12 protein-coding genes are annotated in these 14,987 nt (G+C 70.8%); 10 read left to right on the forward strand and 2 right to left on the reverse strand.

Annotated features, from left to right (window positions below; translation table 11 throughout):
• Nucleotides 1-30 precede the first annotated feature (30 nt).
• The 6 genes from ACFWXC_RS16320 (at nt 31) to ACFWXC_RS16345 (ending at nt 6,584) form a co-directional block, all read left to right on the forward strand.
• Nucleotides 31-1,242, forward strand: coding sequence for a pyridoxal phosphate-dependent aminotransferase (locus ACFWXC_RS16320; RefSeq protein ID WP_384479125.1), 1,212 nt, complete (start codon nt 31-33; stop codon nt 1,240-1,242).
• Between the two features lie 91 nt (nt 1,243-1,333).
• On the forward strand, nt 1,334-1,756 hold the full coding sequence (locus tag ACFWXC_RS16325; RefSeq protein WP_384479127.1) for a hypothetical protein: 423 nt from the start codon (nt 1,334-1,336) through the stop codon (nt 1,754-1,756).
• A 397-nt stretch (nt 1,757-2,153) separates the two neighbouring features.
• Nucleotides 2,154-3,230, forward strand: a complete 1,077-nt coding sequence (locus ACFWXC_RS16330; RefSeq protein ID WP_384479129.1) for a hypothetical protein — start codon at nt 2,154-2,156, stop codon at nt 3,228-3,230.
• A 30-nt stretch (nt 3,231-3,260) separates the two neighbouring features.
• A complete protein-coding gene (locus ACFWXC_RS16335) occupies nt 3,261-4,460 on the forward strand; it encodes a toxic anion resistance protein (RefSeq protein ID WP_384479324.1) in 1,200 nt (399 codons plus the stop codon).
• Nucleotides 4,457-5,995 (forward strand): substrate-binding domain-containing protein, encoded by a 1,539-nt coding sequence (locus ACFWXC_RS16340; RefSeq protein ID WP_384479131.1) that lies wholly within the window; start codon nt 4,457-4,459, stop codon nt 5,993-5,995. The genes ACFWXC_RS16335 and ACFWXC_RS16340 overlap by 4 nt, the downstream gene beginning before the upstream one ends.
• Nucleotides 5,982-6,584: a hypothetical protein gene (locus ACFWXC_RS16345; protein WP_384479132.1), complete on the forward strand. Its 603-nt coding sequence runs from the start codon at nt 5,982-5,984 to the stop codon at nt 6,582-6,584. The genes ACFWXC_RS16340 and ACFWXC_RS16345 overlap by 14 nt, the downstream gene beginning before the upstream one ends.
• A gap of 73 nt (nt 6,585-6,657) precedes the next feature.
• On the opposite strand, the gene ACFWXC_RS16350 is transcribed toward ACFWXC_RS16345, so the two are convergent.
• A complete protein-coding gene (locus tag ACFWXC_RS16350; RefSeq protein ID WP_384479134.1) occupies nt 6,658-8,625 on the reverse strand; it encodes a calcium-binding protein in 1,968 nt (655 codons plus the stop codon).
• Nucleotides 8,626-8,982: 357 nt separating this feature from the next.
• Nucleotides 8,983-10,806, reverse strand: a complete 1,824-nt coding sequence (locus ACFWXC_RS16355; protein WP_384479136.1) for a phosphoenolpyruvate carboxykinase (GTP) — start codon at nt 10,804-10,806, stop codon at nt 8,983-8,985.
• Nucleotides 10,807-11,175: 369 nt separating this feature from the next.
• Here ACFWXC_RS16355 and ACFWXC_RS16360 point away from each other — a divergent pair, with 369 nt between their 5' ends.
• From ACFWXC_RS16360 to ACFWXC_RS16375, 4 genes are all read left to right on the forward strand, one after another.
• Nucleotides 11,176-11,892, forward strand: a complete 717-nt coding sequence (locus ACFWXC_RS16360) for a hemolysin III family protein (RefSeq protein ID WP_384479138.1) — start codon at nt 11,176-11,178, stop codon at nt 11,890-11,892.
• Between the two features lie 113 nt (nt 11,893-12,005).
• Nucleotides 12,006-13,580 (forward strand): DHA2 family efflux MFS transporter permease subunit, encoded by a 1,575-nt coding sequence (locus ACFWXC_RS16365; protein WP_384479140.1) that lies wholly within the window; start codon nt 12,006-12,008, stop codon nt 13,578-13,580.
• Nucleotides 13,577-14,218: a TetR/AcrR family transcriptional regulator gene (locus tag ACFWXC_RS16370; RefSeq protein ID WP_384479142.1), complete on the forward strand. Its 642-nt coding sequence runs from the start codon at nt 13,577-13,579 to the stop codon at nt 14,216-14,218. Before ACFWXC_RS16365 ends, ACFWXC_RS16370 begins: the two co-directional genes overlap by 4 nt.
• Nucleotides 14,219-14,251: 33 nt before the next feature.
• Nucleotides 14,252-14,974, forward strand: a complete 723-nt coding sequence (locus ACFWXC_RS16375) for a Mut7-C RNAse domain-containing protein (RefSeq protein ID WP_384479144.1) — start codon at nt 14,252-14,254, stop codon at nt 14,972-14,974.
• Nucleotides 14,975-14,987: the final 13 nt, after the last annotated feature.

Genomic DNA, 14,987 nt, shown 5'->3' on the forward strand with positions numbered 1-14,987 from the left:
CGAGCGTTACCGCGCCGTAAGCTCACCGGCATGCAGGTGATCCAGTCGACCAAGCTCGCCAACGTCTGTTACGAGATCCGGGGCCCGGTTCTCGAGGAGGCGATGCGGCTAGAGGCGGCGGGACACCGCATCCTCAAGCTCAACACCGGGAACCCGGCCGCCTTCGGCTTCGACTGCCCGCCGGAGATCCTGGAGGACATCCTCCGCAACGTCTCCTCGGCGCACGGCTACGGCGATGCGAAGGGTCTGCTGGCCGCCCGGCGCGCGGTCGTCATGCACAACCAGACCATCGGCATCGAGACCGACGTCGAGCACGTCTTCATCGGCAACGGCGTCTCCGAGCTGATCGTGATGGCGATGCAGGGCCTGCTGGACGACGGCGACGAGGTCCTCGTGCCGGCGCCGGACTACCCGCTGTGGACCGCGGCGGTCTCGCTCTCCGGCGGTACGGCGGTGCACTACCGCTGCGACGAGCAGTCGGACTGGATGCCCGACCTCGCCGACGTCGAGCGCAAGGTCACCGACCGCACCAAGGCGATCGTCATCATCAACCCGAACAACCCGACGGGCGCGGTCTACGACGAGGCGATGCTGCGCGGGCTGACCGACATCGCCCGCCGCCACAACCTCCTGGTCTGCTCGGACGAGATCTACGACAAGATCCTCTACGACGGCGCCACGCACACCCCGACCGCGGCGATCGCCCCGGACCTGCTCACGCTCACCTTCAACGGCATGTCCAAGGCCTACCGGGTGGCCGGTTACCGGGTCGGCTGGATGGCCATCTCCGGCCCCCGCGCGCACGCCGACTCCTACATCGAGGGGCTGACGATCCTCGCGAACATGCGGCTGTGCGCGAACATGCCCGGTCAGCACGGGGTCGTGGCCGCGCTCAGCGGCCGCCAGTCGATCAACGAGCTGGTACTGCCGGGCGGGCGCCTGAAGGAGCAGGTGGACACGGCGTACGAGCTGCTCACCCAGATCCCGGGCGTGACCTGCGTCCGGCCCAAGGGCGCCCTCTATCTCTTCCCGCGCCTCGACCCCCAGGTCTTCAAGGTCAAGGACGACCGGCAGATGGTCCTGGACCTGCTGCGGCAGGAGAAGATCATGGTCGTCCAGGGCACCGGCTTCAACTGGCCGGAGCCGGATCACTTCCGGGTGGTGACCCTGCCGTCGGTGGGTGACCTGCGGGACGCGATCACGCGGATCGGCCGGTTCCTGGACGGCTACGGACAGCCGTAGGTAGCGGCCGGGCCACCGTCCGTGAGCCGGGTCAACTTTAGACGAGATCTAAGGTAGGATGGCTTCCTGACAGCACAGGAGGCCATCTCCCATGTACGAACCGATCCGCACCCCTTCCTCCCACAAGGGGTCCGTCCACAGCACGATGGCCGGCGCGACGTCCGACTTCCCCCACCACACGCGTGAGGAGGAGCTGGACATCCAGCTCGCGGGACATCTCGCGGCGCTGCTCGCCGTCACCGACGAGCTGCGCGGCCTCACGCCGTCCACCGACCTCGACGCCGCCGCGACCCGGCTGGCCGAGCAGGTGACCCGGCTGCGGGGCGGACGTACGCCGGTCCGCACGTCGCTGACGGCGGTACGGCAGCCGGCGACCCTGCACGAGCGCGCCCACGCGCTGGCCGGCCGCGCGCTGGTCGTCGCGGCGTCCCGGGCGGACACCGCGTCGGCGATCCTCGCGGCGGAACGCATGGACGCCCACGCGGCGGCAACGGAACTCACCGCAACGGCCTGACCCCGCCGCTCCCCCGAACGGCCCCGGTCCGCGCGCCCCCGAACCCCGCGCGGACCGGGTTGCCACAACCTCCACCCGCACAAGGCTCCCGCCACTCAGCAGCCCCCTCTTCCCACCGCAACGGCGCGACCCGGCGGCGCCCCTCCAGCGGCCGCTCGGCACCGCCGAATCCCGCCGCACGGACAGAGCGCCGTCGCAGCGGATTCCCCTGTCGACGCCGGCCTCCCTCCTCTCCGCCGCAACGGCGATCAGCCTCCACGGCGCAGCCCGGCGGTGCCCGGCTTCGCCGTACCTGTGATCGGCTGTCGTCCCCCCGTTGTAATCCGGGACGTCCACTTCACGCCCCGTTCACCCTGAGCGCCCTGGAATGTGGGGTTCCGAGAGCACGCTCCCCGGCGTGAGACGTATCGCGGGAATCATCCTGGCGGTGCTGCTGATCGGTGGCGTGGTGGCTGCCGTCGTCGCAGGCCGACACGGGGATGACAAGGGCACGGCAACGAAGACCGTGCGTGGTGTGATCGGTTCGGAGAAGTCGGACTTCTTCGCCGATCCCGATGTGGTGAAGGCCCTCGCCGCCAAGGGCTACACCGTGAAGACGGAGGCGTCGGGGTCCTGGGCCATGGACGGCCTGGACCTGAAGGGCTATGACTTCGCGTTCCCGTCCAGCTCGGCACCCGCCGACCAGCTGGCCGCGAAGTACCACGCCCGCCAGCCCCTCCCGAGGCCCTTCTACTCGCCCCTCGTGGTGGTGGCCCACCGCAGCGCCGCCGAGGTGCTGGCGGCGAACGGCCTCGCCGTGCTCGACGGCAAGGGCAAGGGCACCCTGAAGATGGCCGCCTACCTGGACGCCGCCCGGCACGACCGGACCTGGCAGCAGCTCAAGGGGGCCAAGGCGCACGGCGAGTTGACCGGGACGCTGTACATCACCAGCACCGACCCGGAGACCTCCAACTCCGGCGCCCTCTACCTCGCCGCCGCCTCCTACGTCGCCAACGGCGGCCAGGTCGTGGCGAGCGACGCCGCCGTCGCGAAGACCGCACCCCTGCTGCGCAAGCTGGTCAGCGTCCAGGGCGCCCAGCAGCCCAGCAGCGACTCGGTCTTCCGGGACTTCATCAGCGGTGCCGGCAACCCGCTGGTGTGCCTCTACGAATCGCAGGTCGTCTCGCTGCTCGCCGAACAGCACGGCGCCGACGACCTGGTGGTCCTCTACCCGGACACCACGGTCAACAGCGACCACACGATCGTGCCGATGGACGACGCCGGCCGGGAGCTCGGCGATCTCCTCAGCACCGATCCGACCCTGCGCAAGCTCGCCGTGAAGCACGGCTTCCGGCCCCAGGGCGACTCCGCCGAGTTCGTCACGGCCACCGCCGACCGGGCCGCGTACCTCAACCAGACACTGACCGGCGTCCGGCAGGCGCCCGTGCCCACCTCCGCGGTGCTGCACGAGATGGCCCGCCGGGCGCGCGGCTGACGGGGGGATCCTGTGAGCAACTTCGACAAGATGAGGCCGAGCGGCGGCGAGCACCCGCCCACGCTCAACGGTGAGGACGTCTTCACGCTGACCCCGCCCGAGGCGGTCGCGCCGGTGCCGCGGGAGAAGGCCGGCGGCCTCGTGCCCGTCGACGACAGTGTCCGCACCGACATGGCGCACAAGGCCGCCGTGTACGTCCGGGACCTCGCCGCCCTGGACGCGCGGTCACCGGAGTTCGCGGGCAAGGTCGGCGAGATCACCGGGCTCGGCGCCGGCGAGATGCGCAGCGCCGCCTCGCAGTCCAACCGCATGCTGGAGCGTGCCGTGCGCAGCCTGCCCGACAAGGGCGGCGACGCCCAGGGCAAGGTCGCCGGCTCGCTCGTCGAACTGCGCCGGGTCGTCGAGGACCTGGACCCGCGTGACCTGCCCACGGGCAAGGGCCGCAAGTTCCTCTCCCGGCTGCCCGGCGGCAACAGGCTCCGCGACCATGTCGCCAAGTACGCCTCGGCGCAGGGGACTCTGAACAAGATCGTGGGGTCGCTGCGCGGCGGCCAGGACGAACTCCGCCGGGACAACGCCGCATTGCAGACCGAGCGGGTCCGGCTCTGGGAGACGATGGGCAAGCTCCAGGAGTACGTCGTCCTCACCCAGGCCCTGGACACCGCCGTCGAACAGCACATCGGCCGGTACCCGGACCCCCAGGAGGCCGACGCGCTCCGCGCCGACGTGCTCTTCCCGGTCCGGCAGAAGCACCAGGACCTGCTCACCCAGCTCGCGGTGTCCGCGCAGGGCTACCTGGCGATGGACGTCGTACGACGCAACAACGACGAGCTGATCAAAGGCGTCGAACGCGCCGCCACCACCACCGTCTCGGCGCTGCGCATCTCGGTGATGCTGGCCTCCGCACTGGACAACCAGAAGAAGGTCATCGAGCAGGTCAACGCGTTGCGCGGGACGACCGAGGACCTCATCCGGGGCAATGCCGAGATGCTGGCGACCCAGAGCGGGGAGATCCAGCGGATCGCCGCCGACCCGGCCGTCGGCGCCGAGACGCTGCGCGCCGCCTTCCAGCAGATCTACCGCACCCTCGACGCCATCGACACCTACAAGGTGCAGGCGACCGAGGTGATGGCGAACACCGTGCAGTCCCTCACGGACGAACTCCAGTCGGCCGGCGCCTACCTGGAGCGCAGCCGCTCGAAGGGCGCGCTGGAGGGCGGCCCGGCATGAACAGACGCCCGCTGCTGACCCTGCTCGCCACCGCCGCCCTGCTGACCGGGTGCACCTCCGAGAGCCACCAGGACGACGACGCCACGGCCCCGAAGCCCGGCACCCTGCGGGTCCTCGCCTCCTCCGAACTCAGCGACATGACGGCCGTCTTCGACCGCGTCCGCAAGGACACCGGCGTGACGATCCGCCCCACCTACATGGGCACCCTGGACGCCGTCGACCTGGTCGCCCAGGGCAAGGCGGACGGGAGGTACGACGCCCTGTGGCTGTCCTCCGACGACTATCTGCGGCTGCGCCCGGAGGCGGCGAAGAAGGTGGTGTCGGAGACCTCGATCATGTCCAGCCCGGTCGCGATCGGCGTCCGGACGGCCACCGTCAAGTCCCTCGGCTGGAAGCCGGCCGACGTCACCTGGTCCCAGGTCGAGCAGGCCGTGGAGGCCGGCCGGCTGAGCTACGGCATGACCGACCCGGCCCGCTCCAACTCCGGTTTCTCCACGCTGGTCTCGGTGGCCTCCGCGCTCTCCGGCGCCCAGTCGGCGCTCACGGACGCCGACGTGACCAAGGCGACCCCGCGGCTGAAGAAGTTCTTCAAGGGCCAGACCCTGACCTCGGGCTCCTCCGGCTGGCTGGCCTCCGCCTACCGGCGGCGCGGCGACGTCGACGCCCTGCTCAACTACGAGTCGGTCCTCAAGGGCATCCAGGGCCTCACCGTGATCCGCCCCAGCGACGGCGTGGTCACCGCGGACTACCCGCTCTCCTCGCTCTCCGCCTCCTCCGCCGACACCCGCGAGGACGTCCGCAGGGTGGCCGAGGACCTGCGGACGACGGCCGTACAGAAGCTCATCACGGACACCACCCACCGCCGCCCGGTGGTCGCCTCGGTGCCGCCGGCCGCCGGTCTGGACACCTCCCGCCGCCGCGAACTCCCCTTCCCGGGCAGCAAGTCGGTGGCCGACGGGCTGATCTCCGCGTACGAGAACGAACTGCGCCGGCCGTCCCGCACGGTCTACGTCCTGGACACCTCGGGCTCGATGGAGGGCGACCGTCTCGCCCGCCTGAAGAAGGCCCTCACCGACCTCACGGGCGACTTCCGCGACCGCGAGGAGGTCACCCTGATGCCGTTCGGCTCGGACGTGAAGGACGTCAGCACGCACGTCGTCGACCCGGCCGACCCGGACACCGGCCTGAACGCGATCCGCGAGGACACCGACGCCCTCCGGGCCGACGGCAACACCGCCATCTACACCTCGCTGGAGAAGGCGTACGACCAGCTGCGCACCGACCGGGACACCTTCACCTCGATCGTGCTGATGACGGATGGCGAGAACACCACCGGCGCCAAGGCCGGCGAGTTCGACGACTTCTACCGGGGTCTGTCCACCACCCAGCGGAACATCCCCGTCTTCCCGATCCTGTTCGGGGACTCCTCCCGCACCGAACTGCAGCACATCGCCGACCTGACCGGCGGCCGTCTCTTCGACGCCCAGCAGGGCTCCCTGGACGGCGCCTTCGAGGAGATCCGTGGCTACCAATAGGCTGCTCGGCTACCTGGAGTCCCGCAAGAACCTCACGGGCTCGGCGGGCGGCCTGCTCGGCCTGGTCCTCACCTTCACCGGGGTGGCGGGCCCGTACTGGCCGGTGGTGGTGGCGGGCCTGTACGGCGCGGGCGCGCTGATCGCACCGCCGGAGCGGCCGCCGCTGCCGGACTTCCCGACGCCGTCGGCCCAGCTGGAGGGGGTGCGGGCCGACTTCGGGAAACTGGAGACCTATCTGGCGGAGGTCGGCCTGCCCGCTTCGGCCGAGGCGCGGCTCGGCGAACTGACCGGCCTGCTGACGGCGTTGCTGGACCCGGGCTGGGCGGCCGAGCTGCTGGCCCAGGACCCGGAGGGCGTCCATGTGCTGTCGCGGACGGTACGGCAGGACATCCCGGAGGCGGTCGACAGCTTCGTCCGCACCCGGTGGTGGACGCGTCTGACGCCCGGGCAGGAGCCGCCGGAACAGCACCTGGAGCGCCAGCTGGTCCTCCTCAAGGAGGAGGCCGAGCAGCTGGCGGCCGGCCTCCGGGACGCGGAGGCCAGGCGCCAGGAGACCCACACCCGGTACCTGGAGGACCGGAACAACTAGGCCACGGGAAGGGCCGGCCTCCCCGGTGCGGAAGGCCGGCCCGGTCCGGTGGAGCGGACGCTCTCCCGGAGACTCAGGGGCAGCTGATGCGCCGGTCCCCCGGGTCGGTGGTGCAGGTGTCGAAGCCGAGGCCGCCGTTGGCCGTGTCGTTGCCCGAGACGCCGTCGGTGGTGACCACCCGGTCGTTGCCGGAGGCCCCGTTCACCGTGTCGTTGCCCGGCCCGCCGTACAGGGTGTCGTTGCCGTCCCCGCCGTCGGTGTTGTCGTCGCCGTAGTCGCCGTAGACGGTGTCGGCGCCGCCGTTGCCGCGGAGGGTGTCGTTGCCGCCCAGGCCGCAGATCACGTTGTTGCCGGACGTGCCGTTGAGGGTGTCGGCCCCGCTGGTGCCGATGATCGTGCAGCCCCGGGAGTTGTTGACGGCACCGGTCGCCGTGGCGGTGTTGTTGCCCGTCGCCGGGTCGGACTGGTTGGCCGTGACGGCGGCCGAGTTCCGGAGCGTGCCGGTGGTGCGGGGTTCGGCGACGACGGTGACGGTGGCGCTCGCGCCCGGGGCCAGCGTGTTCAGGGAACAGGTGGCGCCGGTGGCGGAGGCGGTGCAGCTGCCCTGGGTGGACGTGGCCGAGACCAGGGTCGCGCCGGCGCCGGAGAGCGTGTCGCTCAGTGTGACGCCGGTGGCGGAGGCCGTCGAGGCGGCCGCGTTGGTCACGCGGACGGTGTACGTGGCGCGGTCGCCGAGGGTGACGGAGGAGGGGCCGGTCTTGGTGACCGAGAGATCGGCGCTGGGCGGCGGGGGTGTGCTGCCGCCTCCGCCCAGGTAGCGGGCGAGCGCGAAGTCCCGGTCGGGGCCGCCCAGGCCGGCGGCGACGATCCTGCCGTCGGACTGGACGGCCACCGCGCGGGCCGCGTCGCTGCCGCCGAAGTCCGTGCTCACCGCGCCGCCGGTGCCGAAGCCGCTGTCCAGGCCGCCGTCGGTGTTGTAGCGCCGGATCTCGAAGGCACCGCTGGGCCCGCCGCCGGCGGCGACGATCCGCCCGTCGCTCTGCAGCTTCATGTCCTGGGCGCCCCCGCCGGGGGTGACGACCAGCCCGTTGCCGTCGAATCCCGTGTCCAGGGTGCCGTTGGTGTTGTAGCGGGCAAGCGCGAACCGGCCGCCGCTGCTGCCGGCCGCGACGATCCTGCCGTCGGACTGGACCGCGAGCGCCTCCGCGATGTCGTAGTCACCGAAGTCGGTGCGCTGGACGCCGCCGCTGCCGAACCCGGAGTCGAGGCTGCCGTCGGCGTTGAAGCGGATGAGCGAGAAGTCGAAGCGGGTCGTGCCGACCTCGCCCGCGACCACGATCTTGCCGTCGGGCTGCAGGGCCAGGGCGCGCGCGTCGCCGCCCTGTTCGGGGGACGGTTCGGGATCGGCGCTCACCATGCCGTCGTCGCTGAAGCTCGTGTCCGGGCTGCCGTCGGGGTTGTAGCGGGCCACCGCGGCGCGGCCGCCCACATAGCCCGCGGCGACGATCTTGCCGTCGGGCTGCACGGCCACGTCCTGGGCCTCTTCGGGGCTGCCGAAGTCGGTGAACACCCGGCCGTCACCGCCGCCGAAGCCCGTGTCCAGCGTGCCGTCCGGGTTGTAGCGGGCCACCGTGAACCAGCAGCAGTTCTCGTACCCCCGCCAGCTGCCGCCCGCCACGACGATCTTGCCGTCGGGCTGGAGCGCCACGGCGTGGGCCTCGCTCCACTGGAAGCCGTCGTTCGAAGGGAGGTTGTTGATGGGGGTCGTGACCCGGCCGTCGCCGCCGAAGCCGGTGTCCGGGGTGCCGTCGGGGTTCTGCCGGGTCAGCGCGAAGTCGCTCTCCAGCGCCGATTCGTCGACGAAGGCACCGACGGAGACGATCTTGCCGTCCGGCTGCACGGCCACGTCGTTGGCGTGGTCTTCCCCGCCGAAGTCGGTGAGGACCGCGCCGGTGCCGCCCAGGGAGGTGTCCAGGTCGCCGGGGGCGGCGAACGCGGTGCCGGGCAGGGCCAGTACCAGCGCCAGGAGGGTGGCTGTCACGGTGGCGGCCCGGACGGTGAGCGATCGAACACGGGGTGTGAACGACCGAACATGAGGTGTGAACATGGGCGACAGCGTCCCGGCACCGGTCTCCCGGTCCGCTCGCCACGAGCCGCCTTGCCCTCACCGGCCGCAGGAAATCACCCCGTCGGGTGAGCAGCCACCACCGGGGCCCCGGCCCGTCGACGGGCGAAGGCCTGCCGTCACCCGTTCCGTCGGGGCGGACGGGTCGGTGACGACAGGCCCAGGGGCCGCACACGCCGTTGTGCGCGGCCTCGCCGGTTCGATCCGCGGCCGGTCGTGACGATCGCTGGTCAGGGCACACCCCGTACCGGCCGCGGAGTCTTCGCTCGGGGCTCAGCCCAGTCGCTGCACCAGCGCCCGGTACTCGTCCCACAGCTCCTTCGGCGTGTGGTCGCCGAAGGTGTTGAGGTGGTCGGGGACCAGCGCGGCCTCCTCGCGCCAGATCTCCTTGTCCACGGTGAGCAGGAAGTCGAGGTCGCCGTCGGCCAGGTCGAGTCCCTTGGTGTCGAGGGCCTCGCGCGTCGGCAGCACACCGATCGGCGTCTCCACGCCCGCCGCCTTGCCGTCCAGCCGCTCCACGATCCACTTCAGGACCCGGGAGTTCTCGCCGAAGCCGGGCCACACGAACTTGCCCGCGTCGTTCTTGCGGAACCAGTTGACGTAGTAGATCTTCGGCAGCTTGGCCTGGTCCTTGTCCTTGGCCACGTCGATCCAGTGCGCCATGTAGTCGCCCATGTTGTAGCCGCAGAACGGCAGCATCGCGAACGGGTCGCGGCGCAGCTCGCCGACCCTGCCCTCGGCCGCGGCGGTCTTCTCGGAGGCCACGTTGGCGCCCAGGAACACGCCGTGGTTCCAGTCGAAGGACTCGGTCACCAGCGGGACCGCGGTGGCGCGGCGCCCGCCGAAGAGGATCGCCGAGATCGGCACGCCCCGCGGGTCCTCCCACTCCGGCGCGATGATCGGGCACTGCGCGGCGGGGACGGTGAAGCGGGCGTTGGGGTGCGCGGCGGGCGTCTCGGACTCCGGGGTCCAGGAGTTGCCCTTCCAGTCCGTCAGGTGGGCCGGAGTCTCCTCCGTCATGCCCTCCCACCAGATGTCGTTGTCGTCGGTGAGCGCGACGTTCGTGAAGACCGAGTTGCCCCAGAGGGTCTTCATCGCGTTCGCGTTGGTGTGCTCACCGGTGCCGGGCGCGACGCCGAAGAAGCCGGCCTCGGGGTTGATCGCGTACAGGCGGCCGTCCTCGCCGAACCGCATCCACGCGATGTCGTCACCGATGGTCTCGACGGTCCAGCCGGAGACGGTGGGCTCCAGCATGGCGAGGTTGGTCTTGCCGCAGGCGCTCGGGAAGGCGGCGGCGACGTACTTGGACTCGCCCTGCGGCGGGGTCAGCTTGAGGATCAGCATGTGCTCGGCGAGCCAGCCTTCGTCCCGCGCCATCACGGAGGCTATGCGCAGGGCGTAGCACTTCTTGCCGAGCAGGGCGTTGCCGCCGTAGCCGGAGCCGTAGGACCAGATCTCGCGGGACTCGGGGAAGTGCGAGATGTACTTGGTCCGGTTGCAGGGCCAGGGGACGTCCGCCTGGCCGGGCTCCAGCGGGGCGCCGAGGGTGTGCACGGCCTTCACGAAGAAGCCCTCGTCACCGAGTTCGTCGAGGACGGCCTGACCCATGCGCGTCATCGTGCGCATGGAGGCGGCGACGTACGCGGAGTCCGTGATCTCGACGCCGAGCGCGGAGAGCGGGGAGCCGAGGGGGCCCATGCAGAAGGGGACGACGTACATCGTCCGGCCCTTCATCGCGCCGCGGAACAGCCCCTGGTCGCCCGCGAAAATAGCCCGCATCTCGGCGGGGTCCTTCCAGTGGTTGGTGGGGCCCGCGTCCTTCTCCTGCTCGGAGCAGATGAAGGTGCGGTCCTCGACCCGGGCGACATCGGTCGGGTCGGAGGCCGCGTAGTAGGAGTGGGGGCGCTTGATCGGGTCGAGCTTCTTGAAGGTGCCCTTCGCCACGAGCTCTTCGCACAGTCGCTCGTACTCGGCCTCGGATCCGTCACACCAGACCACACTGTCCGGCTGCGTCAGTTCGGCGATCTCGTTGACCCACGAGATCAGTTCCTGATGTTTGGTGGGAATGACGGTGGGAGCCGCGATGTCGCGCGCCACGATTGCTCCTAAATGAGGGATTTTTTTGATCTTTTTGGTCCGCTGAGGACCTTGTCGCCCCGTGGGGGCTGCGACCCGGATGCTGCACAGTGCACGACTGTCTGGCGCTCATCCGGTGCCGACCGCACTCATTTGATCCTCCGACTCGATCAACCATCTGTCCAGAGGGAGTCACAGATGAGCGACGTGAGGAAGGCCACGGTTGCCAGGCTCACCTGCGTTTCTTTGCGTCCACATTGAGTTCGCCTCAAGGTCTTTTTGCCCGGCGATGTGAGCCCGACGGGTGGCCCGTGAGACGATGGCCACTCCTCGACGGTCATCGGGCGAGACTGATCCGTAACTTACGGTTCCGTAGGTACGATGCGGTGCATGACTGCGCCCGTCCCCGACGCGCCCTCGGATTCACCGGCCGCCGGCCGCGGCTCCAGCGCGCTCTCCTCCCTGTCGCACCAGGTCAAGCCCAAGTTGCGTGGCTGGCTGCATCTGGGCATGTTTCCGGCCGTACTCATCTCGGGGCTCGTCCTCACCGCCCTCGCCGACTCACCGCGCGGACGCGTCGCCTGCGGGATCTACGTCCTGACGGCGTGTCTGCTGTTCGGCGTGAGCGCGCTGTACCACCGGGGCAACTGGAGCCCGCGCATGGACGGCATCCTGCGCAGACTCGATCACGCCAACATCTTCCTGATCATCGCGGGCACCTACACCCCGCTGACCCTGCTGCTCCTGCCCGCCGCGAAGGGGCAGTGGCTGCTGTGGGGCGTCTGGGCCGCGGCGGCCGCCGGCATCACCTTCCGGGTCTTCTGGGTCGGCGCCCCTCGCTGGCTGTACACGCCCTGCTACATAGCGATGGGCTGGGCGGCGGTCTTCTACCTGCCCGACTTCATGCGTACCGGCGGTATCGCCGTGCTGGTCCTGGTGATCGTCGGCGGCCTCCTCTACAGCGCGGGCGGTGTGATCTACGGCATCAAGCGCCCGAACCCGTCACCGCGCTACTTCGGTTTCCACGAGGTCTTCCACTCCCTCACGCTGGCCGCGTTCGTCGTCCACTACGTGGGGATCTCCCTGGTGGCCTACCAGCACGCGTAGTCCCACCGCCCCTCTTTGAGTGGCCACGGCTCCCGAGCCGTGGCCACTTTTTTCATGCCCTGACATCAGCTCCCCATTGACAGGCACTAGATTTTGAGAGCTACTCTCATTTCATGGCTACTGTCACTCAGCTTGAAGAGACTCATCAGAACCCCCGCCGCTGGTGGGCCCTGGGCGCCCTGGTCGCGAGCATGCTGGTGCTCGGCTTCGACACGACGATCCTCAACGTGGCGCTCCCGACCATGGCCGGGGAGCTCGGCGCCACCACCAGCCAGCAGCAGTGGATGGCGGACGCGTACGTCGTCGTCTTCGCCTCGCTGATGCTCCCCGCCGGACTCCTCGGCGACCGCTTCGGCCGCCGCCGGATGCTCGTCACCGGCCTGGTGATCTTCCTGGCCGGGTCCCTGGTCGGCTCCCTCGCCGACGACGTGAACTGGGTGATCGCCGCCCGCACGGTGATGGGCGTCGGCGCGGCCCTGGTGATGCCGCTCGCCATGTCCGTGCTGCCCTCGCTGTTCGGGCCGAAGGAGCGCACCCGGGCCGTCGGCATCGTCTCGGCCGCCTCGGCGCTCGGCCTGCCGCTCGGCCCGATCATCGGCGGCTTCCTGCTCAACCACTTCTGGTGGGGCTCGGTCTTCCTGATCAACGTCCCGATGGCCGCCATCGGGATCGCCGCCTGCGTCTTCCTGCTCCCCGAGACCAGCGACCCCGCCTCCCCCAGGGTCGACGTCCTGTCCACCACGCTCACCGTGACCGGCCTCGGCGCCCTGATCTACGCGATCATCGAAGCCCCCGACCGCGGCTGGGGCGACCCGCTGGTCCTGGCCCTGCTGGCGGGCTCCGTCGTCCTCATCACGGGCCTGGTGCTGCGCGAACGCCGGGTCGAGCGCCCCATGCTCGACATGACCCTCCTCACCCACCGCGGCTTCCTGCTCAACACCCTCGCCGCGACGCTCGTGATGTTCGTGCTGTCCGGCCTGCTGTTCGTGCTGCCGCCCTACCTCCAGGCGGTCCTCGGCAACGACGCCTTCGGCACCGGGCTGAGGCTGCTGCCCATGATGGGCGGCCTGCTGGTGGCCGCGCGGGGCGCCGAGGCGATGGTCGCCCGCTTCGGATCACGCGCCGTGATCGCCACCGGCCTGGTCGTCCTCGCCTTCGCCGCGATCCTCGGCAGCCGTACGACCGTGGACTCCGGCTACGGCTACACCGCGCTGTGGCTGTCCATCGCGGGCCTCGGCTTCGGCTTCTCGGTGGTCCCCGCCATGGACGGCGCCCTCGCCGCCCTGCCGACCGACCGGGCCGGCAGCGGCTCCGGGCTGCTGATGACCACCCGCCAGGTCGGCGGTGCGATCGGTATCGCCCTGCTCGGCAGCCTGCTCGCGAGCACCTTCCGTGACCGCCTGGACGTGACCGGCCTGCCCGCCCCGCTCGGCCACACCGCCGGCGAGTCGGTGGTCGCCGCCCACCTGGTCGCCCAGAAGGCGGGCTCGGCCCCGCTGGCCGCCTCCGCGAACGCCGCGTACGTGCACGGCATGGGCCTGGTCCTGCTGGTGTGCGGCATCGCCGCGCTGGCCACCGCGCTGCTGGCCGCCGCGTTCCTGCCCAACACACCGACCGCCCACCCCGCCGAAGAGGAAGAGAACGAGGCATCGGCCGTGGCCCCCGCCACCGCCGATGCCGGACAATGACCAGCATGACGGCACCGCACACCTCCTTCTCCCCGGCCGACAACCCCCGGCTCGGCCTGCGTGAACGGAAGAAGATCAAGACCCGCGAGGCGATCCGCGAGGCGATGTACGCGCTGGTCGAGGAGCAGGGGTACGAGGCCACGACGATCGAGCAGATCGCCGAGCGGGCCGAGGTGTCGCCGTCCACCGTCTTCCGGTACTTCCCGACCAAGGAGGACATCGTCCTCACGGACGAGTACGACCCGCTGATCCTGGAGGAGCTCCGCGCCCGGCCCGCCGGCGAGCCGTGGCCGGAGTCCCTCCGCTACGTGATGCACCGGGCGGTCGCCCTGGGCATGAAGGACGCCCGCTCGGTCTCCCGGCTGCGCACCCGGCTGATGGTCGAGGTGCCGGCGGTGCGCTCCCGGATGATGGAGAGCATGTCGGAGACCGGCCGGCTGCTGTGCCAGGCCATCGGCGAGCGCACCGGGCGCGACCCGCACAGCCTGGAGGTGCGGGTCTACGCGATGTCCATCGTCGGCGGGCTGATGGAGACCTCGATGTACTGGGCGGAGCAGGACCACGAGCCCGAGTTCACGGACCTCGTCGACCGCGCCCTGAATGTCATCGAACACGGTCTGCCGCCGGAAAAACCCTGAGGTCCCGGCCGCCTCCCGTGCCATCCTGACCAGGTGAACACTGCCGAGATCCGTGTCGAAGTCGCCGCCGAGCTGGCCCTGTTCGTCCCGCACGCCCGCCGCACCGGAACGCACCCGCTGGCCGTCGACGCGGTCTCGACGCTCGGCCATGTGATCGAGTCCCTGGGCGTCCCGCTCACCGAGGTCGGCGCACTGGTCGTGGACGGCCGTGAGGTGCCGGCCGCCCACATCCCGGCCGACGGCGAGTCGGTGGCGGTGCGCGCGGTCCGGCGCCCGCAGGAGGTGCCCGGCGCCCCGCTCCGCTTCCTCCTCGACGTCCACCTCGGCACCCTCGCGCGCCGGCTGCGCCTGCTCGGCGTGGACACCGCGTACGAGTCGACGGACATCGGCGACCCGGCCCTCTCCGCCCGCTCGGCGGCCGAGAAGCGCGTGCTCCTCAGCCGCGACCGGGGCCTGCTGCGCCGCCGCGAACTGTGGGCCGGCGCCTACGTCTACAGCACCAGCCCCGACGAGCAGCTCCACGACATCCTCGACCGCTTCGCCCCCGAGCTGCGCCCCTGGTCCCGCTGCACGGCCTGCAACGGCCTGCTGAAGAAGGCGACCAAGGAGGAGGTGGCGGACCAGCTCAAGGGCGGGACGCAGAAGTCGTACGACGTCTTCGCCCAGTGCACGGAGTGCGGTCGCGCCTACTGGAAGGGCGCGCACCACCAGCAGCTGGAGGCCATCGTGGAGCGCGCCCTCGCCGAGTTCGCCTGAGGCGGACCCGGCC

It is taken from the genome of Streptomyces sp. NPDC058683, assembly GCF_042716195.1.
Taxonomy (GTDB): Bacteria; Actinomycetota; Actinomycetes; order Streptomycetales; family Streptomycetaceae; genus Streptomyces.

What these genes read in the sequence shown, in the direction of transcription:
- ACFWXC_RS16370 (WP_384479142.1), top strand. Translation starts at nt 13,577, where the DNA reads ATGACCAGCATGACGGCACCGCACACCTCCTTCTCCCCGGCCGACAAC.
- ACFWXC_RS16340 (WP_384479131.1), top strand. Translation starts at nt 4,457, where the DNA reads ATGAACAGACGCCCGCTGCTGACCCTGCTCGCCACCGCCGCCCTGCTG.
- ACFWXC_RS16325 (WP_384479127.1), top strand. Translation starts at nt 1,334, where the DNA reads ATGTACGAACCGATCCGCACCCCTTCCTCCCACAAGGGGTCCGTCCAC.
- ACFWXC_RS16320 (WP_384479125.1), top strand. Translation starts at nt 31, where the DNA reads ATGCAGGTGATCCAGTCGACCAAGCTCGCCAACGTCTGTTACGAGATC.
- ACFWXC_RS16365 (WP_384479140.1), top strand. Translation starts at nt 12,006, where the DNA reads ATGGCTACTGTCACTCAGCTTGAAGAGACTCATCAGAACCCCCGCCGC.
- ACFWXC_RS16335 (WP_384479324.1), top strand. Translation starts at nt 3,261, where the DNA reads ATGAGGCCGAGCGGCGGCGAGCACCCGCCCACGCTCAACGGTGAGGAC.
- ACFWXC_RS16360 (WP_384479138.1), top strand. Translation starts at nt 11,176, where the DNA reads ATGACTGCGCCCGTCCCCGACGCGCCCTCGGATTCACCGGCCGCCGGC.